The organism is Pseudomonas sp. HN2 (assembly GCF_020736465.1).
Lineage (GTDB): Bacteria > Pseudomonadota > Gammaproteobacteria > Pseudomonadales > Pseudomonadaceae > Aquipseudomonas > Aquipseudomonas moraviensis_A.
In genome coordinates, this window is record NZ_CP085885.1 from 3,395,009 (window position 1) to 3,417,291 (window position 22,283).

At 59.7% G+C, this 22,283-nt stretch carries 23 protein-coding genes, 1 tRNA gene and 1 pseudogene; 19 read left to right on the forward strand and 6 right to left on the reverse strand.

Features of this window, described 5'->3' with window-relative positions:
• Positions 1-54: 54 nt before the first annotated feature.
• Complete coding sequence (locus LIS66_RS14650) at positions 55-411, reverse strand: hypothetical protein (protein WP_042606850.1); 357 nt, start codon at positions 409-411, stop codon at positions 55-57.
• A 211-nt stretch (positions 412-622) separates the two neighbouring features.
• Between LIS66_RS14650 and LIS66_RS14655 the strand changes: the two genes are divergently transcribed.
• The 4 genes from LIS66_RS14655 to ada all read left to right on the forward strand — a co-directional run bounded on the left by LIS66_RS14655 (position 623) and on the right by ada (position 2,946).
• Positions 623-925, forward strand: a complete 303-nt coding sequence (locus tag LIS66_RS14655; protein ID WP_007912251.1) for a DUF1883 domain-containing protein — start codon at positions 623-625, stop codon at positions 923-925.
• A gap of 34 nt (positions 926-959) precedes the next feature.
• Entirely contained in the window at positions 960-1,124 is a 165-nt protein-coding gene (locus tag LIS66_RS14660; protein ID WP_227972439.1) for a hypothetical protein, read from the forward strand.
• 8 nt (positions 1,125-1,132) lie between these two features.
• Positions 1,133-1,804, forward strand: a complete 672-nt coding sequence (gene alkB, locus LIS66_RS14665) for a DNA oxidative demethylase AlkB (RefSeq protein ID WP_227972440.1) — start codon at positions 1,133-1,135, stop codon at positions 1,802-1,804.
• Positions 1,805-1,884: 80 nt separating this feature from the next.
• Positions 1,885-2,946 (forward strand): bifunctional DNA-binding transcriptional regulator/O6-methylguanine-DNA methyltransferase Ada, encoded by a 1,062-nt coding sequence (gene ada, locus LIS66_RS14670; RefSeq protein ID WP_227972441.1) that lies wholly within the window; start codon positions 1,885-1,887, stop codon positions 2,944-2,946.
• Here ada and LIS66_RS14675 read toward each other — a convergent pair.
• Complete coding sequence (locus LIS66_RS14675) at positions 2,936-3,919, reverse strand: MDR family oxidoreductase (protein ID WP_227972442.1); 984 nt, start codon at positions 3,917-3,919, stop codon at positions 2,936-2,938. The genes ada and LIS66_RS14675 overlap by 11 nt on opposite strands.
• Before the next feature lie 187 nt (positions 3,920-4,106).
• Here LIS66_RS14675 and LIS66_RS14680 point away from each other — a divergent pair, with 187 nt between their 5' ends.
• From LIS66_RS14680 to LIS66_RS14730, 11 genes and pseudogenes are all read left to right on the forward strand, one after another.
• A complete protein-coding gene (locus LIS66_RS14680; protein WP_322746245.1) occupies positions 4,107-6,560 on the forward strand; it encodes an autotransporter in 2,454 nt (817 codons plus the stop codon).
• A 104-nt stretch (positions 6,561-6,664) separates the two neighbouring features.
• Complete coding sequence (locus LIS66_RS14685) at positions 6,665-7,729, forward strand: NAD(P)H-dependent flavin oxidoreductase (RefSeq protein ID WP_227972444.1); 1,065 nt, start codon at positions 6,665-6,667, stop codon at positions 7,727-7,729.
• Positions 7,730-7,863: 134 nt separating this feature from the next.
• Positions 7,864-8,631 carry a molybdate ABC transporter substrate-binding protein gene (gene modA, locus LIS66_RS14690; protein WP_227972445.1) on the forward strand — a complete coding sequence of 256 codons (768 nt, stop codon included), beginning with the start codon at positions 7,864-7,866 and terminating at the stop codon, positions 8,629-8,631.
• Positions 8,632-9,312, forward strand: a complete 681-nt coding sequence (modB, locus tag LIS66_RS14695) for a molybdate ABC transporter permease subunit (RefSeq protein ID WP_064362763.1) — start codon at positions 8,632-8,634, stop codon at positions 9,310-9,312.
• A 3-nt stretch (positions 9,313-9,315) separates the two neighbouring features.
• Positions 9,316-10,395 (forward strand): molybdenum ABC transporter ATP-binding protein, encoded by a 1,080-nt coding sequence (modC, locus tag LIS66_RS14700; RefSeq protein ID WP_227972446.1) that lies wholly within the window; start codon positions 9,316-9,318, stop codon positions 10,393-10,395.
• Between the two features lie 72 nt (positions 10,396-10,467).
• A complete protein-coding gene (locus LIS66_RS14705) occupies positions 10,468-11,505 on the forward strand; it encodes a DNA topoisomerase IB (protein ID WP_042606842.1) in 1,038 nt (345 codons plus the stop codon).
• A gap of 236 nt (positions 11,506-11,741) precedes the next feature.
• Positions 11,742-11,972 (forward strand): hypothetical protein, encoded by a 231-nt coding sequence (locus LIS66_RS14710; protein WP_016774936.1) that lies wholly within the window; start codon positions 11,742-11,744, stop codon positions 11,970-11,972.
• Between the two features lie 322 nt (positions 11,973-12,294).
• A pseudogene (locus LIS66_RS14715) lies at positions 12,295-12,411 on the forward strand (general stress protein); the annotation flags it as partial.
• 376 nt (positions 12,412-12,787) lie between these two features.
• The gene (locus LIS66_RS14720) at positions 12,788-13,339 is read left to right on the forward strand and encodes an ATP-dependent Clp protease proteolytic subunit (RefSeq protein WP_042606840.1); all 552 of its coding nucleotides are present in this window, start codon (positions 12,788-12,790) and stop codon (positions 13,337-13,339) included.
• A 186-nt stretch (positions 13,340-13,525) separates the two neighbouring features.
• Positions 13,526-13,783: a DUF6555 family protein gene (locus tag LIS66_RS14725; RefSeq protein ID WP_042606839.1), complete on the forward strand. Its 258-nt coding sequence runs from the start codon at positions 13,526-13,528 to the stop codon at positions 13,781-13,783.
• The gene (locus tag LIS66_RS14730) at positions 13,780-14,031 is read left to right on the forward strand and encodes a hypothetical protein (protein WP_042606838.1); all 252 of its coding nucleotides are present in this window, start codon (positions 13,780-13,782) and stop codon (positions 14,029-14,031) included. The genes LIS66_RS14725 and LIS66_RS14730 overlap by 4 nt, the downstream gene beginning before the upstream one ends.
• Before the next feature lie 12 nt (positions 14,032-14,043).
• Here the strand turns inward: LIS66_RS14730 and LIS66_RS14735 are convergent, their stop codons facing one another.
• Both LIS66_RS14735 and LIS66_RS14740 read right to left on the reverse strand, forming a co-directional pair.
• Positions 14,044-14,457 carry a cupin domain-containing protein gene (locus LIS66_RS14735; RefSeq protein ID WP_042606837.1) on the reverse strand — a complete coding sequence of 138 codons (414 nt, stop codon included), beginning with the start codon at positions 14,455-14,457 and terminating at the stop codon, positions 14,044-14,046.
• 123 nt (positions 14,458-14,580) lie between these two features.
• The gene (locus LIS66_RS14740; RefSeq protein WP_227974518.1) at positions 14,581-15,474 is read right to left on the reverse strand and encodes a transcriptional regulator GcvA; all 894 of its coding nucleotides are present in this window, start codon (positions 15,472-15,474) and stop codon (positions 14,581-14,583) included.
• A gap of 109 nt (positions 15,475-15,583) precedes the next feature.
• On the opposite strand from LIS66_RS14740, the gene gstA reads away from it, so the two are divergent.
• The 3 genes from gstA to LIS66_RS14755 all read left to right on the forward strand — a co-directional run bounded on the left by gstA (position 15,584) and on the right by LIS66_RS14755 (position 18,979).
• Positions 15,584-16,195 carry a glutathione transferase GstA gene (gene gstA / locus LIS66_RS14745; protein ID WP_227972447.1) on the forward strand — a complete coding sequence of 204 codons (612 nt, stop codon included), beginning with the start codon at positions 15,584-15,586 and terminating at the stop codon, positions 16,193-16,195.
• 72 nt (positions 16,196-16,267) lie between these two features.
• Positions 16,268-16,648, forward strand: coding sequence for a RidA family protein (locus tag LIS66_RS14750; RefSeq protein WP_041480143.1), 381 nt, complete (start codon positions 16,268-16,270; stop codon positions 16,646-16,648).
• A 342-nt stretch (positions 16,649-16,990) separates the two neighbouring features.
• Positions 16,991-18,979: a peptidase U32 family protein gene (locus LIS66_RS14755; protein WP_042606833.1), complete on the forward strand. Its 1,989-nt coding sequence runs from the start codon at positions 16,991-16,993 to the stop codon at positions 18,977-18,979.
• A gap of 117 nt (positions 18,980-19,096) precedes the next feature.
• On the opposite strand, the gene LIS66_RS14760 is transcribed toward LIS66_RS14755, so the two are convergent.
• Positions 19,097-19,171, reverse strand: a tRNA-Gln gene (locus LIS66_RS14760).
• Between the two features lie 307 nt (positions 19,172-19,478).
• Between LIS66_RS14760 and LIS66_RS14765 the strand changes: the two genes are divergently transcribed.
• Positions 19,479-20,513: an alpha/beta fold hydrolase gene (locus LIS66_RS14765; protein ID WP_227972448.1), complete on the forward strand. Its 1,035-nt coding sequence runs from the start codon at positions 19,479-19,481 to the stop codon at positions 20,511-20,513.
• 674 nt (positions 20,514-21,187) lie between these two features.
• On the opposite strand, the gene LIS66_RS14770 is transcribed toward LIS66_RS14765, so the two are convergent.
• Positions 21,188-22,213: a GlxA family transcriptional regulator gene (locus tag LIS66_RS14770; RefSeq protein ID WP_227972449.1), complete on the reverse strand. Its 1,026-nt coding sequence runs from the start codon at positions 22,211-22,213 to the stop codon at positions 21,188-21,190.
• Positions 22,214-22,283: the final 70 nt, after the last annotated feature.

Below are 22,283 nucleotides of genomic sequence, written 5' to 3' on the forward strand. Positions count from 1 at the left end.
AATGCCGTCACAGCAGGACTGTGACGGCATCGGATGCTGATGTTCAGTAGTCTATCAGCCGGAAATACAGGCGTTCGCGGCTTTCTGCACATCGTGGGGGCGAACCGGCACATTCGACATTCGCTCATGCAGTTTGATGCTGCTGCCGCCAGCACGATCTTCGATATCAAACACCGCTGCCGGGCCTGAAGACAGTTTGCCCGGGACGATCACCCGAACCCCATCCTTCTGCGGCTGGACCTGCAGCGCACCACGGCTGTCAGCAAGCTTGTCGGTCAGGCACTGCGCGTACTCCTGAGGCTTTTTGCCGGAGATCACGCTCATGGTTGGCAGCGTTTCATTGATTTCGGAAACATTTGCACAACCGGCCATCGCCAGAATCAACGGCACACACGCCACACCCCACTTCATATAAATCCTCCGTTAAAGACCGTCCGACAGCATGAAAGCCGCTTTTCTCCGGGGCCTTGCGCATTTAACCCGCATGCCATTGCGAATATCTGTTCAAAATTTGTCAAAGCATCGCCCGACGGCCAGATAATAACCCGTGCGGGCTGATAAACTGCGTCCATCGACAAGCTATCGTTTTGATTTAGTAGAAAAAGCCCTTCTGGAGGCGCCCATGAAATTCATTCACCAGCGCGAGCACCTCAACGAAGACGACATCGTCGTCATTCAATGCTCGCAGATGTGCAACATCCGTTTGATGAACGACGCCAACTTCCGCAGCTTCAAAAACGGCGGCCGTCATACCTATCACGGCGGCGCGTTCGACACCTTCCCGGCGCGCATAACCGCGCCGAGCACCGGCTTCTGGAACATCACTATCGACACCGTCAATCGCCGCGCAATCAGCGTGACGCGCAAGCCGACGCTGACCCATTCGATCAAGATCATCCGTCGCTCCAGCACCAAACTGAGCTGAGACGCGCAGCCTATTCTGAAAGGAAACCACCACCGTGGCGCAAACAACCAAATATGTGATCAAGTACAAACTGGACGGCGAGCAGCGTTTCGACTTCGCAGAACTCGAAAACGGCACTGACGAGGAAGCGAAAGCGGCGCTGAAAAAAATGCACACTGATGAAGAGCTCAGTGACATCAAGGTCAGCAAGGCGCTGTAACAAACACCATGCAACCGACCACCTTTGACCTGTTCGCCGACAACGAACCCGTACAGGAACCCCGCGCCGAGCAGATCGGCGAGCAATCGTGGGTGCTGCGCGGGTTCGCCTTGCCTCGGGTCGAGCAACTGCTGACGGCGCTCAAGGCCATTCTTGCTGCCGCCCCGCTCCGCCACATGGTGACGCCGGGTGGGTTCAGCATGTCGGTCGGCACCAGCAGTTGCGGGCAACTGGGCTGGATCACCGATCGCAGCGGTTACCGCTATTCCAGCGTCGATCCACTCAGCGGCTTGCCCTGGCCGTCGATGCCGGCGGTGTTTGCCAATCTGGCGCACGAGGCGGCAGCGCAAGCCGGCTTCAAGGATTTCCATGCCGACTCCTGCCTGATCAACCAGTATGTGCCCGGCGCCAAGATGTCATTGCATCAGGACAAAGACGAAAAGGGCTTTGCTGCGCCCATCGTTTCATTGTCGCTGGGTCTGCCGGCGATGTTTCTGTTTGGCGGCTTCGAGCGCAGCGATAAAAGCCAGCGTATCCCGCTGTTGCATGGCGACATGGTGGTCTGGGGCGGCGCGGATCGCCTGCGCTATCACGGGGTGCTGCCGGTCAAACCCGGCCATCACCCACGCTTGGGCGAACGACGTATCAACATCACCTTCCGCGTCGCCGGGGATCAGTAAAAGTTTGACCGCAAGGCGCGGAGTGTTGCGAGCTACGATGCTGGTTAACCTGAGCCAAACAGGTCAACGGATTACTCGTCATGGAAACGCTTTCGAACACCATCAACATTGAAGACGATCCACGCTGGGCCGCCGTGGTTGCCCGCGACCCGAGTGCTGACGGGCAATTTGTCTACGCGGTAAAGACCACCGGCGTCTATTGCCGTCCGAGCAGCCTTGCGCGCTTGCCCAAACCGCAGAACGTCGAGTTTTTCGATACCCCTGAACTGGCCGAAGCTGCCGGTTATCGGCCAAGCAAACGCGCCAGCAAGGTCCAGAATGACGCGCAGCAAGCAGCGATCATTGCTGCGGCCTGTCGGCAGATCGAGGCGTCCGAGACGTTGCCGGCGCTCGACAGCCTCGCGGCCAGCGCCGGGCTCAGCCCTTTTCATTTCCATCGAGTATTCAAAGCTGCGACAGGCCTGACGCCTAAGGCTTACGCCACGGCGCAACGCTCGCGCAAGCTGCGTGCACGACTGGCGGACGGCGGTTCGGTGACCGATGCGCTGTATGACGCGGGCTTCAATTCCAACAGCCGTTTCTACGCAGCAGCCGATCAACTGCTGGGCATGAAGCCGACTGACTACCGCGCCGCCGGACAGAACAACGACATTCGCTTTGCCGTCGGCCAATGTTCGCTTGGGGCGATTCTGGTGGCGCAGAGTGAACGGGGGATTTGCGCGATTCTGCTGGGCGACGATCCACATAAGTTGGTCTGCGACCTGCAGGATCAATTTCGCAACGCCAACCTGATCGGTGCCGACCGTGATTTCGAACAGTTGATCGCCAGCGTCGTCGGCTTTGTCGAAGCACCGGCGACGGGCCTGACCTTGCCGCTGGATATACGCGGAACCGCGTTTCAGGAGCGCGTCTGGCAGGCACTGCGCGAGATCCCCGCAGGCAGCACCGCCAGTTACGCCCAGATCGCGCAACGCATCGGCGCACCGACGTCGATGCGCGCCGTGGCCCAGGCTTGCGGGGCCAACCGCTTGGCGGTGGCGATTCCCTGCCACCGCGTGGTGCGCAGCGACGGCAATCTTTCCGGCTACCGCTGGGGCGTCGAGCGCAAGCGTCAGTTGCTGGCGCGCGAACTCAACGATTGACGTCGACCACCACCCTGCCCCGCAGTTGCCCGGCAAGCAGTCTGGGCGCGGCCTCAAGTGCCTCGCGCAAACTGATTTCGTGACTGATCAGCTTTAGCAAGGAGAAATCCAGATCCCTGGCCAGTCGGTCCCAGGCCTCGATACGGCGCGCCTTGGGCTGAGTCACGCTGTTGATCCCGGCCAGCGTCACACCGCGCAGAATGAACGGCGCTACCGAGGCCGGAAAATCCATGCCCTGAGCCAGTCCGCACGCCGCGACCACACCTTCCGAGCGTGTGCTGGCGCAAGCATTCGCCAGCGTGTGACTACCGACCGAATCGACCACCGCCGCCCAGCGCTCCTTGGCCAACGGCTTGCCCGGCTCGGACAAGGTGGCCCGATCGATGATTTCTGCAGCGCCCAGTTGCTGCAGATATTCATGCTCGGACAGCCGGCCCGTTGAGGCCACCACTCGGTATCCCAACGTGCTGAGCAAGGCGATCGCAAAGCTGCCGACCCCGCCATTGGCGCCGGTGACCAGCACTTCGCCTTGATCCGGTTTTACCCCATGACGCTCCAGCGCCAGAATGCACAGCATCGCCGTATAACCTGCCGTGCCAACGGCCATCGCTTGCGCCGGCGTAAAGGCCTTGGGCAGCGGAATAAGCCAGTCGCCATTGAGGCGGGCTTTCTGCGCCAGCCCGCCCCAGTGGTTTTCACCGACGCCCCAACCGTTGAGCAGCACCTGATCGCCCGCCTTGAAATCCGAGTGCGAACTGGACTCGACCGTTCCCGCCAGATCGATCCCCGGCACCATGGGAAACTTGCGCACCACCGGACTGCTGCCGGTGATCGCCAGCCCATCCTTGAAATTCAGGGTGCTGTACGCCACGTTCACGCTGACGTTGCCTTCGGGTAACTGTTGCTCATCGATTTGCTGCAGGTTGGCGCGATAACCGTTGTCGTCTTTGTCGATCAGAATGGCGTTGAACATGACGGCCTCTCGAAGATGATTTGAAAGAAAGCATGCCTTGAAATAGCACATCGCAACACATTGCCACACTCGACTTTGCGCTAACCGCTCAATCAGCCGGGTGAATCCATGGCGGGCGGCTATGCTTTTTCGACGGTTGTGTTTTTCCGGTTTCGCCTTGCAAACCGGCCTGTCGATGGAGCTGACGATGCTTTTCCTGCGCGCTTTACCCACGTTGCTGATGTTGTGTCTGCTGACGCTTGGCAATGCCTGGGCAGCCGCCCCGGCAGCAAAGCCGGATGCGGCGCCAAGCGAGCCGACCTGGCCGCAAGTGATCAGCAGCGCCAAGAGCAAGCTGACGGTGTATCAGCCGCAGCTCGACAACTGGGACGGCTACACGCTCAATGCCCGCGCGGCCGTCGAAGCCACGGCCGCCGACGGCAAATCCACCTATGGCATCGTCGAGTTCAGCGCTCACACGCTCGTTGACAAGGCCACTCGCTGGGTCGCGCTCGATCAGTACCAGATCCTCAAAGCCGAGTTTCCCGCGGATGCCAAACAGGCCGACACCTGGCTCGCCATCCTGAAAAAAGATGCCGAGAGCCGCAAGAAAACCATCTCCCTCGATCAACTGGAAGCGGCAGTCGGCGTGCTGAACGCCGAACGGAAAGCCGACGGCGCACCACTGGAAAACACTCCGCCGACCATCGTCAGCTCCGACAGCCCGGCAATCCTCGTGTACATCGACGGTGACGCGGCTTATCGGCCAGTGGAAGGTACCGAGCTGCAACGGGTGATCAACACGCGCCCATTGCTGCTCAAGGATGCACAAGGCAAACACTACCTGCATGTATTCGACGGCTGGATGGTTGCAGATAAATTGAACGGCGATTACACGCGCCTTGCTGCGCCGCCGGCCAATCTGGAAAAAGCCAGACAGGCGGCGATCAACAGTCGCCAGGTGGACATGCTCACCGGGCAAGGCGATCCGAAGGACAAGGTCCCCAGCCTTGCCAAGCCGCCACATCCGAAAATCTTCATCGCCACTACGCCAACGGAACTGCTGGTCACCGACGGCGCCGCGCAATGGCAACCGATTCAGGGCACCAGCCTGTTGTACGTGAGCAACACCACCGGGCACATCTTCAAGGAAATCGGCGATCAGAACAGTTACGTGCTGATTTCCGGGCGCTGGTTTCGCGCCAGCGACATGAACGGACCATGGACCTTTGTCCCGGCAGACAAACTGCCGGCCGACTTTGCCAATATTCCTGACGACAGCGCGAAAGAGAACGTCAAGGCTTCGGTCGCCGGTACGCCACAGGCTCAGGAGGCTGCGATTGCCGCCACCATCCCGCAGACCTCGGCGATCAGGAAAAGCGCGGTGAAGATGACCACACCGCAATTTGACGGCGAGCCGCCGCTCAAAGCGATCAGCAATACGCCACTGCAATACGTGATCAACAGCGCCACGCCGATCATTCGTGTCGACAACGACAGTTGGTGGGCCGTGGAGAATGGCATCTGGTTCAGCGCCACCTCGGTGAACGGCCCCTGGAGCGTGGCCACTTCAGTCCCAGCGGTGATTTATTCGATCCCGCCCGGTTCACCGATGCATTATCTCAACTACGTGAAGGTTTACGAGTCCAGTGGCGATACCGTGGTGGTCGGCTACACCCCAGGTTATCAAGGCTCGACGCTGGACCCGGCGACCGGCGTCGTGGTGTATGGCACGGGTTATCCGTACACGCCGTGGGTCGGCAGTGTCTGGTACGGGCCGCCGGTGACCTACGGTTTCGGCGTCGCGATTCGCTACACGCCGTGGACCGGCTGGACCTTCGGCTTCGGTTTCGGCTGGAGCTGGGGCGGCAGCACGAACGCGATGGGCTGGGGTTGGGGCGCGTATCCGTGGTGGGGAAATTACGGCTGGGGTTACGCTTGGGGTCCGCGTCTGTACCCGGCGCCGCTGGCCTGGGGCGGCGCGGCCTACGGTTATCGCGGCGGTGCCGTGGCATGGGGCCCGGGTGGCTGGGCCGGGACCACCGGCAATCTTTATCATCAGTGGGGCGACCGCGCGACCGTCAGCCGTCACGGCGCCGGCTACAACGCCTGGACCGGCAATCGCTGGGCCGGTGAGGTCGGTGCCTCGTACAACTCGCGCACCGGTATTGCCGCCGCTGGCCAGCGTGGCGCGGTGCACAACGCCTATACCGGGAATTACGCCGGCGGACGCAGCGGCGTAGCGGCCGGACCGAACGGCGGCGCGATCGTTGGCGAACGGGTGACGGCCGGCAACGTACGCACCGGAACTAAAGTCAGCGTCAATCGCGGCGCGGTCTACAACCCCAATACTGGCAACACCACGCAATACGGCGGCATTCACGGCCGCAACGGCGGCGCTGCCCGGGTCGGCGACAACGTTTATGCCGGGCGCGACGGCAACGTTTACAAGAAAACCGACAATGGCTGGCAGTCCGTGGCCGGCGGCGGCGGTGCCAACCGAACCCAACCCGCGAACAACAATGCGCAGCTACAAAATCTCAATCGCGAATCCGCCGCGCGCAATCTCGGCAACCAGCGCACGCACAACTACAACCGGTCTTCGCAAATGATGAACCGCTCGTTTGGCGGCGGTGGAGGTGGCGGACTGCATCGACGCTGAAAAACTGCATGTGATGTTCAGAATTTCAGACTGGCCCCGCAGCCGGTTTTGCTGCTAAAACCGGTTGCCGTCCCTGCCCGTTTCATCGTTCGGAGAATTGCTATATGAGTCAGTGGCCAGACACCCGCATCCTTGATCTTCTCGGTATCGAACTGCCGATCATCCAGGGCCCGATGGCCGGCGCGACCAACTCTTCGATGGTGATTGCCGTGTGCAACGCTGGCGGCCTCGGTTCAATGCCGGCAGCGATGCTGAGCATCGAGCAACTGCGCGAAGAACTGAAAACCATCCGCCAGCACACCAGCAAGCCGTTCAACGTCAATTTCTTCTGCCATCAACCACCGACGCCCGATGACCAGCGAGCCCGTGACTGGAAAAACCTCCTCGAACCCTACTACCGCGAACTGGGCGCCGATTTCGAGGCCCCGACGCCGGTGTCCAACCGTGCACCTTTCGATGAAGCCGCGTGCGCTGTGCTCGAAGAATTCCGGCCCGAGGTGGTGAGTTTTCATTTCGGTCTGCCGGAGAAAAACCTGCTCGATCGGGTCAAGGCCACCGGGGCGAAAATCCTCTCGTCTGCCACCACGGTCGAAGAAGCAATCTGGCTGGAGCAGCACGGCTGCGACGCGATCATCGCCATGGGTTATGAGGCGGGTGGGCATCGGGGGATGTTCCTCAGCGAGGATCTGAGCACGCAGGTCGGCACTTTCGCGCTGGTGCCGCAGGTGGTCGACGCGGTGAAAGTGCCGGTGATAGCGGCTGGCGCAATCAGCGATGCCCGGGGCGTTGCAGCAGCGTTCATGCTCGGCGCCTCGGCAGTGCAAGTCGGCACGGCGTACCTGTTTACCCCGGAAGCGAAAGTCAGCGCCTCGCATCACAAGGCTCTGCGGACTGCAAAAGACAGCGAGACCGCCATCACCAATATTTTCACCGGGCGTCCGGCACGGGGCATTGTCAATCGGGCGATGCGCGAACTCGGCCCGATGTCCGCGCAGGCGCCAGCCTTTCCGTTGGCCGGCGGTGCACTCATGCCACTGCGAGCCAAGGATGACGCGGACTTCGCCAATCTTTGGGCCGGTCAGGCGCTCACGCTGGGCAAGGACATCGGCAGCGCTGAATTGACCCGGCAACTCGCCGAAGGCGCATTGGCGAAACTCAACCGTCAATGAATTCATGCGGCGAGAGGATTTAATCCCTCGCCACCTGGCGGCGTCTCGCTATATATTTCTTTATATAGCGATAGCGCCCGTGTATCGGCGCCATCACAAACAGAGCACTAACCGCCGATCACGGAGCTTTCTACATGACCCTGGCTACCACACGCGTTGCCACTGCCTGCCTCGCTTCACTCCTCGCACTCTTCAGCATCGGCGCCGTGCAGGCTGACGAAGTGCAAGTGGCAGTTGCCGCCAATTTCACCGCGCCCATCCAGGCCATTGCTGCCGACTTCGAAAAAGACACTGGCCACAAACTGGTTGCTGCTTATGGCGCGACCGGGCAGTTCTACACCCAGATCAAGAACGGCGCGCCCTTCCAGGTGTTCCTCGCCGCTGACGACACGACTCCGGCAAAACTTGAACAGGAAGGCGAAACCGTCAAAGGTTCACGCTTCACCTACGCCATCGGCACGCTGGCGCTGTGGTCGGCGAAGGAAGGTTATGTGGACTCGAAAGGCGAGGTGCTGAAAACCAGCCAATACCAGCACCTGTCCATCGCCAATCCGAAAGCCGCGCCTTACGGCCTGGCCGCCACACAGGTGCTGGAGAAACTCAAACTGACCGACGCTACCAAAGCAAAAATCGTCGAAGGTCAGAACATCACTCAGGCTTATCAGTTCGTCTCCACCGGCAACGCCGAACTGGGCTTTGTCGCCCTGTCGCAAATCTACAAGGATGGCAAAGTCAGCAGCGGTTCGGCGTGGATAGTCCCGGCCGCCCTGCATGATCCGATCAAACAGGATGCGGTGATCTTGAACAAAGGCAAGGACAGCGTCGCCGCCAAGGCCCTGGTGGATTATCTCAAGGGCCCGAAAGCCGCTGCGGTGATCAAGTCCTACGGATATCAACTGTAAATGTCATTGACCAGTGCCGATTTCGCCGCCATCTGGCTGACCCTGAAACTGGCGTCGCTGACCACCGTGATCCTGCTGGTGATCGGCACGCCAATCGCCTTATGGCTGTCGCGCACGTCGTCCTGGTTGCGCGGCCCGATTGGCGCCATCGTCGCCCTGCCGCTGGTGCTGCCGCCGACGGTGATCGGCTTTTATCTGTTGCTGGCGCTGGGGCCACACGGTTTTCTCGGTCAATTGACCCAATGGCTGGGGCTGGGCACGCTGACGTTCAGTTTCACCGGGCTGGTGATCGGCTCGGTGATCTACTCCCTGCCGTTCGTGGTGCAGCCGTTGCAGAATGCCTTTTCGGCGATCGGCACTCGCCCGCTGGAAGTGGCCGCAACGTTGCGCGCCAATCCTTGGGACACGTTCTTCAGCGTGATCCTGCCACTGGCGCGTCCCGGCTTCATCACCGCAGCGATTCTCGGCTTCGCCCACACCGTCGGTGAATTCGGTGTGGTGCTGATGATCGGCGGCAACATTCCCGACAAGACCCGCGTGGTCTCGGTGCAGATCTACGACCACGTTGAAGCGCTGGAATATGCTCAGGCGCACTGGCTGTCCGGGGCGATGCTGGTGTTCTCGTTCCTGGTGTTGCTGGCGCTGTATTCCAGCCGCAAGACCCGCGCAGGCTGGAGCTGATCGATGATTGACGTACGTCTGAAACGCGCTTATTCCGGGTTCGAGCTGGATGTCGATCTGCAGGTGCCGGGCCGCGGCGTCACCGCGCTGTTTGGTGATTCCGGCTCCGGCAAAACCACCTGCCTGCGCTGCATTGCCGGGCTGGAACGCGCAGAACAGGGCTTCGTGCAGATCAACGGCGAGGTCTGGCAGGACAGCGCCAAGGGCATTTTCGTAGCGCCGCATAAACGGGCGCTCGGCTACGTGTTTCAGGAAGCCAGCCTGTTTCCGCACCTGTCGGTACTGGCCAATCTGGAGTTTGGCCGCAAACGCATCGCCAGGTCGCAACGCCGAGTCGACATGAACCAGGCCACCGAACTGCTCGGCATCGGCCATTTGCTCGAGCGTCATCCGCAGCATCTGTCCGGTGGCGAGCGGCAACGCGTCGGCATCGCCCGCGCTCTGCTGACCAGCCCGAAACTGCTGTTGATGGACGAACCACTGGCGGCTCTCGACAGCCGGCGCAAAAGCGAAATCCTGCCGTACCTGCAACGCCTGCATGACGAACTGGATATTCCGCTGCTGTACGTCAGCCATGCGCAGGATGAAGTCGCGCGGCTGGCCGATCATCTGGTGTTGCTCAGCGAAGGCAAAGCCCTCGCCAGCGGCCCGATCGGCGAAACCCTCGCGCGTCTGGACCTGCCCTTGGCGATGGGCGATGACGCCGGGGTCATCATAGAAGGCCAGGTCAGCGCCTACGATGCCACCTATCAATTGCTCAGCCTGCAATTGCCGACCACGGAAATGAACATTCGCGTCACCCATGCGCCGATGGCCGTGGGCCAGGCCTTGCGCTGCAAGGTGCACGCCCGCGACATCAGTCTGGCGCTGCACAACGATGCCGCCAGCAGCATTCTTAATCGTCTGCCGGTGACGGTGGTCAGTGAACAGGCGGCTGACAACAGTGCCCATGTGCTGATCCGACTGGACGCTGGAGGCACGCCGTTGCTGGCGCGGATCACGCGGTTTTCCAAGGATCAATTGAACGTACATGCGGGCCAGCGGCTATGGGCGCAGATCAAGGCGGTGGCGGTGCTCGCGTAAATCATTCGGCACGACGGCCAGCGCCTGCGGTCAATCCTGTTACAGACTGCCGTATGACCGAAGGAAACCGCCATGCCCGATACCGTGCTGACAGATGCCCTGCCCGCCGATCTGCATTACGTCGATGACACTCAGCCTGGTATCACCCGGAAAAAACTGCGCGGCAAGTTCGTCTATTTCGAACCGTCGGGGCAGCGCATCACCGACCCGGTCGAAATCAAACGTATCAACGCCCTCGCGGTGCCGCCGGCGTATACCGATGTGTGGATCTGCGCCGATCCCTGCGGGCATTTGCAAGCCACCGGCCGCGATGCGCGCGGGCGCAAGCAGTACCGTTACCACGCACGCTGGCGCGAAGTGCGCGACGCCGACAAATACTCGCGTCTGCGCGACTTCGGCCTGGCCCTGCCCAAACTGCGGCGCCAGCTTGAGGCGCTGCTCGATGCGCCGGGCTTCAGCCGTGACAAGGTCATGGCAACAGTGATCACCTTGCTTGACGCCACGCTGATCCGCGTCGGCAATACCCAATATGCGCGGGACAATCGCTCCTATGGCCTGACCACGTTGCGCAGCCGCCACGTCGAGGTCAACGGCAGCGCGATCCTGTTCCAGTTCCGAGGCAAGAGCGGCATCGAGCACCAGATCACGGTCAAGGATCGCCGCCTGGCGCGAATCATCAAGCGCTGTCTGGAAATTCCCGGGCAGAACCTTTTTCAGTACCTCGATGAACACGGGGAACGGCATACCGTTACCTCGTCCGACGTCAACGCCTATCTGCAGAAACTGACCGGCGCTGCGTTCACCGCCAAGGATTACCGCACCTGGGCGGGCAGCGCCCTGGCCTTGTCGGTGTTGCGCGAGTTGCAGCATGAGTCGGAAACCGAAGCCAAGCGCCATGTGGTTGAAGCCGTGAAGAACGTCGCCAAACAGTTGGGCAACACCCCCGCGGTGTGCCGCAAGTGCTACATCCACCCCGCCGTGGTCGAGCATTTCATGCTCGGCGCCCTTGCCGAACTGCCCCGCCCACGGGTACGCAAAGGCTTGCGCGCCGAGGAAGTGGCTTTGGCGATGTTTCTCGAACGCATGTGCGAAGTAACCGAGGCGTCCTGAGTCGCACGTACCCCCTGTAGGAGTGAGCCTGCTCGCGATAGCGGTCTGTCAGTTGATGAAGATGTCGACTGAAACACCGCTATCGCGAGCAGGCTCACTCCTACAATGAGTTTCGCCGTCGAGCTGAGCCGGGTATTTTTTGCACGATCGCGCAGGTCTTCTATAGTTGATCTGAAGGTTTGCGACAAGCGGGCTTTGTGTTGCAACTCAGCCGTTTCAGCGAACGGAGGTGTTCCATGTCCGAGAAAGAGTCCATCACCACCCTCCTCACCCTGCTCGACGCCCGCCAGGCGCGCCTCGCAGCCGCCTGCAAAGAGATTGCCGACTGGGTTGATCATCAAGGCGGGCATCCGACGGCCCTGCGCATCCGCGATCGACTGCACGATATTGAAAAGGATGCGCCGCTGATCCGCGACACGCTGTCGACACTGAAGCCAATCGACCGGCCGTTGCCGCGGTTCAGGTAGTTTCGGTTCAAGCAACTTCAACCAACTGCTTAACCAACTGCGCGGCATCGGTGTAATTACAATTCTTTATTATTCGTTGCGATTGAACGTAGCTGCTTTAGTTATATCGCGATAAGTGACTAGATCAAGTTCACGCAGCGAAATGCCGCTCATCGGATCAGTTAAAAATAAACAAAACACCGTGAACCGATACGTAATCGAAGTAAGTGTCCATCGCGACAACGGACATCACTAGCGAAACGTTAAGAGATATCGGAGAGCTATCATGACCACCGGAAATAAAAATACAGGCAAGGCCGGCAACGATCGTGACAAGACGCAAGAGTCCGGGAAAAAAGGCGGACAGTCTGGCGGTAACTTCGCCAACGATCGTGAAAAAGCATCCGAGGCTGGTCGCAAAGGCGGACAATCCAGCCACAGCGGAGGTCGCAAGTCGTAAATGAGCGGTACAAGGGCAGCTTTGCTGCCCTTTGTAATATTCGTTGGAGCGCAATGATGACGACCGCCACTGATATTGTTCCAGGCGAGTTACACCGACACGAAGGCGCTGAAGGCGTTCCAGAGGCAACGCGCAGTTCCTCCGAGAAACTACCGGACCCGTCGGTGTCACAGTGCATTGAAAGAAAACCTGGCCACCCGCAGCACGGCGATCGTGCCCAACATGCGTGTTACGAGCGCAGGCAGTTGATCGTCAACGCTGAAAACTCTCGAGAAACGGAAACGGCGCCAACCTATGAACGCTGCTCCTGACTGAGCTTACCAGTCCTGCGCAAGGAGCCCGTTCGCAGCGCAGTCGGCCCGTCGAGGAAATCGCCATGCCTGTCCACGTCATCAACTTTACCGGTCCGATCAATGCATCAACCTGTGGTCAACTGATTGATAAAGCCTCGTTGGCGGTAAAGGAAGATGCTCCCAGATTGATTCTGAACATCGCCACCATGGGTGGCGAATGCAGTTACGGCTTCACGATGTACAACTTTCTGATAGCGCTGCCCGTCCCGGTACACACCCATAACCTGGGCACGGTCGAGTCGATGGGCAATATCGTTTTCCTTGCTGGCCAACGCCGAACCGCCTGTACTCATAGCAAGTTTCTGTTTCACCCTTTTCATTGGCACCTGCAGGGAGCGGTCGATCATTCACGCATGTCGGAATATGCCATGAGCCTGGATTATGACTTGCACCTGTACGCGCAAATTGTCGCCGAGCGCACAAGTAACGGAAAAAACGCGCTGGAGACGGAGAAGTATCTGACGGCAGCGCCGCGCATCATCAATCCTGAAGAAGCCTTGCATGCAGGTCTGATCACGGCGGTTGAAGACACCGAGGTTCATGCGGACTTCGTCTGTTCATGTATTTATTCATAAGTTTGCAACTTACTGACGCGCCGTGGCAGTCGCTTTTGCCTTGCCCTGCAAGACGAATTTGTACTCCGCACACTCGCCATACAAACTCCAATGCCAACTAACAACCGATCGTCCCGGCAGCGTGCATTTTCTCTGAATTATTCATTTCCTCAGATATCCCTGTTCATAAGCATGGGGAGGAAATGTATGAGCGGAGCAGATCTGTACGTGATCGATTACCTGCTGCACGGGAAGCCCAGGTCATTCGTCATTCGCACAAAAAACATGAACAATGCCGAAGCCTGGCAGTGGGCAAGTTGTGACGCGGGTATCGCGCCCATTCCCCGCCCCGGTCGGCCTCCGTTGAAACGTTTTTCCAAACCGATGGCGGAACGCTTTGGCGTGACCGAAGTGCAATGGCGAGAATCGGTGCCTCTGGTCTGGGAGGAGGATCACGTTAAATGACAGAACACACTTTGAAATTCGATTTCGGCCGCTTCTGGGACGACGAGATGGCCGACAATGCCGCGATGTTCCGTGAGGCCGATCTGCTGGAAGAAGCGGCGTACAGAATCATCGAGCATGACACCGATAGCCCTGAGGCCTGGGCTCGCTTCAGCGAAGCAAAGGCCTTGGCCGACGCCAAGCGAACGGCGGCCTATCAGGACTGGATGCGCATCAAGCGCGCGATGAGTAAGCCGCGCTCGAAATAGCGGACTTGCTCATCATGGTTTGAGGATCAGCAAAGGTTCGCCTTTCGGGACGACGTAAGTGGCCAGTTCTACGCCTTTCTCATTGCCAATATTCTTCGCTACATGCGCGACACCTGCCGGAATGAACAACGAATCGCCTGCCTTGAGAGTCACCGGCGCCTGTCCTTCGAGCTGATATTCAAAGGTGCCACTGATGACGTAGGCGACCTCGACCCCGGGGTGCGCATGCCGAGGCGCGCTGACGCCGGCATCGAAATCGATTCGCGCCTGAATCACTTCGCGATTGTCAGCGCCGAGATCCTGGCGAACCAGATCGGTGCGGCTCAAACCTTTCTGCCAGCTCGTCGCCGGCGCATCCGCCGCATGAGCGAAACCGGTAAGGGAGGCGAAGACAACGGCAGAAGCCAGAAACAGTGGACGGTACATGGTGGTGCCCTCTCAAACGTAGTGTTGGTGTGAGGGCTACTTTGGGCTCGGCATGTAAGGCGGATGTGTCTCGAAAGCCCGGTTTGGTGTTGTCGTGTGTATCCGCTGAGGGTTGATACACGCTTATACAAACGTGTCGCGGGCTACAGCCACAAGCCACTGTCTGAACGCGCTGATCTTTGTCGAGTCAGCGGTTTCATGGGGTGTGACCAGATAGAAGCCGAGATCATCCTGCAGGCGCAGGTCGAACGGTGCGACCAGTCGCCCCGCACGCAGATCGTCGTTCACGTAAGTCGAACGCCCGATGCACACGCCCTGCCCGTCAATTGCCGCCTGCACCGCCATCATCGCCAGATCGAAGGTCAGCTTCGCGCCATCGGCCAACTGCGCAGGCTGGCCTGCGGCGCTGAGCCAGGCGCGCCAGTCATCGGCGGTGAGGCCACTGACTTGTACAAGGGTGTGATTGGCAAGATTCGCCGGCGTGTTCAATGCCTTTGCCATCGTCGGACTGCACACGGGGAAAATCTCATCGGCCATGAGAAAGTCCGCACGCAGGCCTTTCCAGTCGCCACGCCCATAGCGAATCGCCGCGTCTATGCCTCCTCGGCGAAAATCCACCAGATCGGTTGTAGCACTGATGCGCACATCGATGTCCGGGAACGCCTGCTGGAATGCCGGCAGGCGCGGCAATAGCCATTTCGACGCAACCGAGACCAGCGTGCTGATGGTCAGCACGCTGGACCCGCGCGATTCGAGCAACTGTTGCGTCGAATGACGCAGCGCATGAAACGCCGAACGCACGCCCGGCAGGTAGGCCTGGCCGTCTTCGCTGAGCGCCAGGCCATCCTTGAGACGCAGGAACAATGCGACGCCCAACTCAGCTTCGAGGCGTCTGATCTGGTGACTGATTGCTGTCTGCGTGACATTCAACTCAGTGGCGGCCAAGGTAAAACTCATATGCCGCGCGGCCGCTTCGAATGCACGCAAACCATTGAGGGAAGGAAGTCTGGAGGTCATAAGATCAGAAGTGCGCATGAGAATTTGTCATACGCTAGCACCGCAAATGACCTTTGCGGAAGTTTCGCCCGCAGAGGATCGTGGCGCCTCAAACTTCCGGGGACACGCCATGAAACTCTACTTTGCACCAATGACCTGCTCGCTCTCACCGCACATCGTTCTGCGCGAACTCGGCTTGCCGTTCGAGCTGATCCGCGTCAACAACCAGACCAAGCGCACGGCTGACGGCCGTGACTTTCGCGATATCAACCCGAAAGGCTACGTGGCCGCGCTGCAACTGGATAACAGCGAAGTGCTGACCGAAGGCCCGGCGATCCTGCAATTTCTCGCCGACGAGGTCCCGGGAAACACCTTGGCGCCCGCGGTCGGTACGTGGGAGCGCATACGACTGCAGGAGCATCTGAATTTCATCGGCTCGGAGATCCACGGCGCCAGCGCACCATTGTTCAGCGCCGAAATCCCGGAAGCGGTCAAAGCGATTTTTCGGCAAAAACTGTTCAAGCGGCTGGATTACCTTGAGCGCATTCTGGCGGATCGGAACTATCTGATGGCTAGCTTTGGCGTTGCCGATGCCTACCTGTTCACGGTGCTGACCTGGTTGCCGACGTTTGATATCGACATCGCAGAGTGGCCCGCTCTGGCCACATATATGCAGCGTATTGGCGCGCGACCCAGCGTGCATGCGGCCATCGCGGCGGAAGCGGCAACGCAGCCAGTCTGAACACGCGCGGGCCATCGCCGGAGGGAATCTGTAAACTGGCGCGACTTTCATTCACTCGAACAAGAGATGCCCATGGCCAATCAAGACATCATCTTCACGCCCGATCCGGACACCGATTCGATTTCGTCCGACGTCGCCACCTTCGGCGGGATCATGGTCTCGACGCAGATCCCCACCCGCGCCGATGGCAGTCTGGAACTGGGCGGCATCACCGAGCAAAGCGAGTGCACGCTGCAAGCGCTGAAAGTCGCACTGGAACGTGCCGGCAGTTCGATGGACCGCGTACTGCACCTGACCATCTACCTCACCGACATGGCTGATCGCGCGGCGTTCAACGAAGTCTATAAACGCTTTTTCGCCAAGCCATGGCCAGTGCGGGCAGCGGTTGGCGTTGCGTCGCTGGCGGTTGAAGGGATGCGTGTGGAAGTGACGGCGATGGCGGCCAAGGGCTGATTGAAATTGCACAGCGTCATTTCAATTACTCTGCAATGACACAACCCTCTGTAGGAGTGAGCCTGCTCGCGATAGCGGTGTGTCAGTCGACACCTTCATTAACTGACCCACCGCTATCGCGAGCAGGCTCACTCCTACAATGGTTTGGGTGTAGTCATGATTTCGAGTACACCGCGAAACCCTGTGGGAGCGGGCTTGCCCGCGAAGAGCCCGGAACATTCAACACAATAGTCAACCGAACTGACCCGATCGCCAGCCACCATCGGGCAGCACACACGTGCCCGCCGCGCGTTTCACGGGTAGAATGCGCCCCTTGCCCGTGACCGCCTGACTAAAAAAACTATGTCCTTGCCCAAGCATCACCTGGAATTGCTCAGCCCTGCTCGCGATGTCGCCATTGCCCGCGAGGCCATCCTGCATGGCGCCGACGCCGTGTACATCGGCGGCCCGAGCTTCGGTGCGCGCCACAACGCCTGCAACGAAGTCAGCGAAATCGCCGAACTGGTCGAATTCGCCCGCCGTTACCACGCGCGCATTTTCACCACCATCAATACCATCCTGCACGACAACGAACTGGAGCCAGCGCGCAAGCTGATCCATCAGTTGTACGACGCCGGTGTCGATGCGCTGATCGTCCAGGACCTGGGCGTGATGGAGCTGGATATTCCGCCGATCGAGCTGCACGCCTCGACCCAGACCGATATCCGCACGCTTGAGCGAGCGAAGTTCCTCGATCAGGCCGGTTTCTCGCAATTGGTGCTGGCCCGCGAGCTGAACCTGCAAGAAATCCGCGCCATCGCCAATGAAACCGATGCGGCCATCGAGTTCTTCATCCACGGCGCGTTGTGCGTAGCCTTCTCCGGCCAGTGCAATATTTCCCACGCGCAAACCGGCCGCAGCGCCAACCGTGGCGACTGCTCCCAGGCGTGCCGCTTGCCCTACACCCTCAAAGATGAAAAGGGTGGCGTGATCGCCTACGAAAAACACCTGCTGTCGATGAAAGACAACAACCAGAGCGCCAACATCCGCGCGCTGGTCGAGGCCGGCGTGCGTTCGTTCAAGATCGAAGGTCGCTACAAGGACATGGGCTATGTGAAGAACATCACTGCCTATTACCGCCAGCGTCTGGACGATGTGCTGGAAGACCGTCCGGACCTGGCCCGCGCTTCCAGCGGCCGCACCGTGCATTTCTTCCTGCCCGATCCGGAAAAGACCTTCCACCGTGGCAGCACCGATTATTTCGTCACCGATCGCAAGATCGACATCGGCGCCTTCGATTCGCCGACCTTCACCGGTCTGCCGGTCGGTACCGTGGAAAAAGTCGGCAAGCGTGACATGCAGGTTGTCACTCACGAGCCGCTGTCCAACGGCGACGGCCTGAACGTGCTGGTCAAACGCGAAGTGGTCGGTTTCCGCGCCAACATCGCCGAAGCAAAAGGTGAATTCGAAGAAGACGGCGAGAAGCGCTATCGCTACCGCGTCGAGCCGAACGAAATGCCTGAAGGTCTGTTCAAGCTGCGGCCAAGCCACCCGTTGAATCGCAACCTCGATCACAACTGGCAGCAGGCGTTGCAGAAAACTTCTTCGGAGCGTCGCGTGGCCCTGAGCTGGTTCGCCCGTCTGCGCGAAGAACAGCTGGAAGTGACCGCGACCAGTGAGGAAGGCATCAGCGCCAGTGTCACGCTTAACGGTCCGTTCGGTGTGGCCAACAAGCCGGAACAGGCGCTGGAGCAATTGCGCGACCTGCTCGGCCAGCTCGGCACCACCCAGTACCACGCCACCGACGTCAAACTGGATGCGCCACAGGCGTTCTTCATCCCGAATTCGCAGCTCAAGTCGCTGCGCCGCGAAGTCATCGAAGCCCTTACTGCGGCGCGTGTCGCTGCGCATCCGCGTGGCGGCCGTAAAGCCGAAACCACGCCACCGCCGGTGTACCCGGATTCGCACCTGACCTTCCTCGCCAACGTCTATAACCAGAAGGCCCGCGACTTCTACCACCGTCACGGCGTCAAGCTGATCGACGCGGCGTACGAAGCCCACGAAGAGCCGGGCGAAGTGCCGGTGATGATCACCAAGCACTGCCTGCGTTTCTCCTTCAACCTGTGCCCGAAACAGGCCAAAGGCGTGACCGGCGTGCGCACCAAGGTCGCGCCGATGCAATTGATTCACGGCGATGAAGTGCTGACGCTGAAGTTCGATTGCAAGCCTTGCGAGATGCACATCATCGGCAAGATGAAGGGCCATATCCTCAACCTGCCGCAGCCGGGCAGCGTGGTCGGTCACATCAGCCCTGAAGACCTGATGAAAACCATCCCGCGCGCTCCACACTGAGTGGGCAGCGTGCGCGGTGCTCCGGCATCGCGCACGCCTGCTTGGCTGGCTCTAGCTCGGCAAATCGCAGGCATAAAAAAACGCCAACTTCTTGCGAAGTTGGCGTTTTTTCGTAGATGGCAGGGGCGGCTGGATTCGAACCAACGCATGGCAGGATCAAAACCTGCTGCCTTACCGCTTGGCGACGCCCCTGTAGCTCTGGTCAGCGGCTCCGTGAGGATCGCTGTGAGAACGGGGCGCAATTTATCAACATTCGTTTCGTTTGGGAAGCCCGAGACGAAATATTTTTTGTTTTAAAACAGCCACTTATTATTTTCCCGCGAAAACACTCGGTTTCGTTGCCGTGTATCACAGTGTGTACGCGTCCCGCTGCCATACACGCCCTTGCAAAAACCTCCTTTGCCGACACAGAGCGGATACCTCGACACGCTCCAATGCACCCAAGGTTTCAAGGGTTCATCCAGCCCCTTGGCCACAGGCTCGCAAAGGAGACGTCAGCATGAAACAGGCTCTGCACACCTCTAAAATCACCCACGCGCTCGGCTTGTCAGTCCTGGCGCTGTCACTGTTCGGCGCCGTCGGCAGCGCTCAGGCGCAAACCACAGAACCCGCCGCCGTCAGCTATTCAGCGCCCTCGCCTTTCGGCGCGCTGAAGCACATCAAGGCTGGCGTACTCGACGTGGCTTACGCCGAAACTGGTCCTGCCGATGGTCCGGTGGTGATTCTGCTGCACGGTTGGCCTTACGACATTCACAGCTATGACGAAGTCGCGCCCCTGCTCGCGGCCAAGGGTTATCGCGTGCTGATGCCGTACGCAAGGGGTTATGGCGATACGCAGTTCCTGTCCAAAGACACCCTGCGCAATGGGCAACCGGCGGCGCTGGCCAGCGACGTGATCGACTTCATGGACGCGTTGAAAATCAAACAGGCGGTGCTGGGTGGTTATGACTGGGGCGCGCGCTCGGCGGACATCGTCGCGGCATTGTGGCCTGAGCGCGTAAAGGCACTGGTGGCCGTCAGCGGCTATCTGATCGGCAACCAGGCCGCCGGCCAGAATCCATTGCCGCCCAAAGCCGAATTGCAGTGGTGGTACCAGTTCTACTTCGCCACCGAGCGCGGCCGCGCCGGCTATGCCAAGAACACCCACGACTTCGCCAAACTGATCTGGCAACTCGCCTCACCGCAGTGGAAGTTTGATGACGCGACTTTTGATCGCAGTGCCAAGGCGTTGCAGAATCCCGATCACGTCGAGATCACTGTGTTCAACTACCGCTGGCGTCTGGGCCTGGTGCAGGGCGAGGCGAAATACGCAGCGCTGGAGCAGAAGCTTGCCACCGCGCCGTCCATCAGCGTGCCGACGATTACGCTGGAAGGCGATGCCAATGGTGCTCCGCACCCGGCGCCGGAGGATTATGCCAAACGCTTTACCGGGAAATATCAGTTCCGGTTGATCGAGGGTGGGGTTGGGCACAATTTGCCGCAAGAGGCGCCGCAAGCGTTTGCGCAGGCTGTGATGGATGCGGATCGTCTCTGACAGCCCCCCTCAAAAGCCCCTCACCCTAGCCCTCTCCCGGAGGGAGAGGGAACTGATTGGGGAATGCTCAAGATTTACGCCGACCTGAAAGCGCTGTATTGAATCCATAATCGACATCCATCTTTCAGTTCGATGTACAGCGCAAGATGACAGCCCCGCCCTCAAAAGCCCCTCACCCTAACCCTCTCCCGGAGGGAGAGGGAACTGATTGGGGGATGCTCAAGATTTACGCCGACCTGAAAGCGCTGTATTGAATCCATAATCGACATCCATCTTTCAGGTCGATGTACAGCGCAAGATGACAGCCCCGCCCTCAAAAGCCCCTCACGCTAGCCCTCTCCCGGAGGGAGAGGGAACTGATTGGGGGATGCTCAAGATTTACGGCGACCTGAAAGCGCTGTATTGAATCCATATCGACATCCATCTTTCAGGTCGATGTACAGCGCAAGATAACAGCCCCGCCCTCAAAAGCCCCTCACCCTAGCCCTCTCCCGGAGGGAGAGGGAACTGATTGGGGGATGCTCAAGATTTACGGCGACCTGAAAGCGCTGTATTGAATCCATAATCGACATCCATCTTTCAGGTCGATGTACAGCGCAAGATACCTCGGTCGGCTCCCTCTCCCTCTGGGAGAGGGCTGGGGTGAGGTTTTTTGGGGATTTGCACCGGTCGATCTATTTAACCAGCCGCTTCTCCTTCGAAGGCCGATAACCGAAGTACGAGCTGTAGCACTTGCTGAAATGGCTCGGTGAGACAAAACCGCAAGCCACCAGCACTTCCACCTGCGACAGTTCGGTGTGTTGCAGCAGGCGTCGTGCTTCGGTGATGCGCAGTTCCAGGTAATAGCGCTGCGGCGTGGTGCCCAGTTGCTCTTTGAACAAGCGCTCGAGCTGGCGCCGCGAGCGGCCGGCGTAGACCGCCAGTTGCTCCAGTTCCAACGGTTCTTCGAGGTTGGCGTCCATCAGTTTGATCACTTCACGCAGCGGCGCGCTGACGCAGATGTTTTCATCGGGTTTGATGCGCCGGTAGCGCGACTCTTCGAAGGCGAGGATATCTTCAATGCCTTCGACCAACGCCTTGCCGTGCAAGCCCTTGATCCAGTCCAGCGCCATGTGGAAGGCCCCGGACGGGCTCGACGCGGTGAGCCGATCACGATCGATCACGTAAGGCTCGCTGCTGACATGGGTGCTCTTGGCGATCTCGGTGAGTGCCGGGCGATGTTCCGGGTGAATCGCGCAGCGATAGCCATCGAGCAAACCGGCGCGGCCGAGAAACCACGAGCCATTCCACAATCCGGCCAGGCTCACGCCCCGCTCCGCCGCAGCCTTGAGCAAGCCGATGAATTCCTCGCTGGCGCGCAATTCAGTGCGATAGCCACCGCATATCACCAGCAGATCCAGCTCCTGAAGCGCAGCAGAATCCAGGCGCGCATCGGGGCGGATGACCAGGCCCAGATCGCTGATCACCTCGCCATCGCCAAGGCCGAAAGTGCGCGACGAGAAAAGCCCCGGGCGCAACAGGTTGGTGGTAACTACCGTGTCCAGCGCCTGGGTAAAGGCCGGAAGGGAAAAGTGTTCGAGCAACAGGAAACCGGTGCGGGTCACGCCGGTGTTATCGGGGTTCTGCTCATTCAGATAGCGAAGGTTCTTGCCCTTCATGCCACCGCTGAATTGACGTCGTTCAATCAAGGTCGGGTCCATCGGTCGTTGTTATGCGAGCGATAGTTGGCTTGATCAGACAAAGAGTCAACTACGCCTGCGCAGCGCGTGG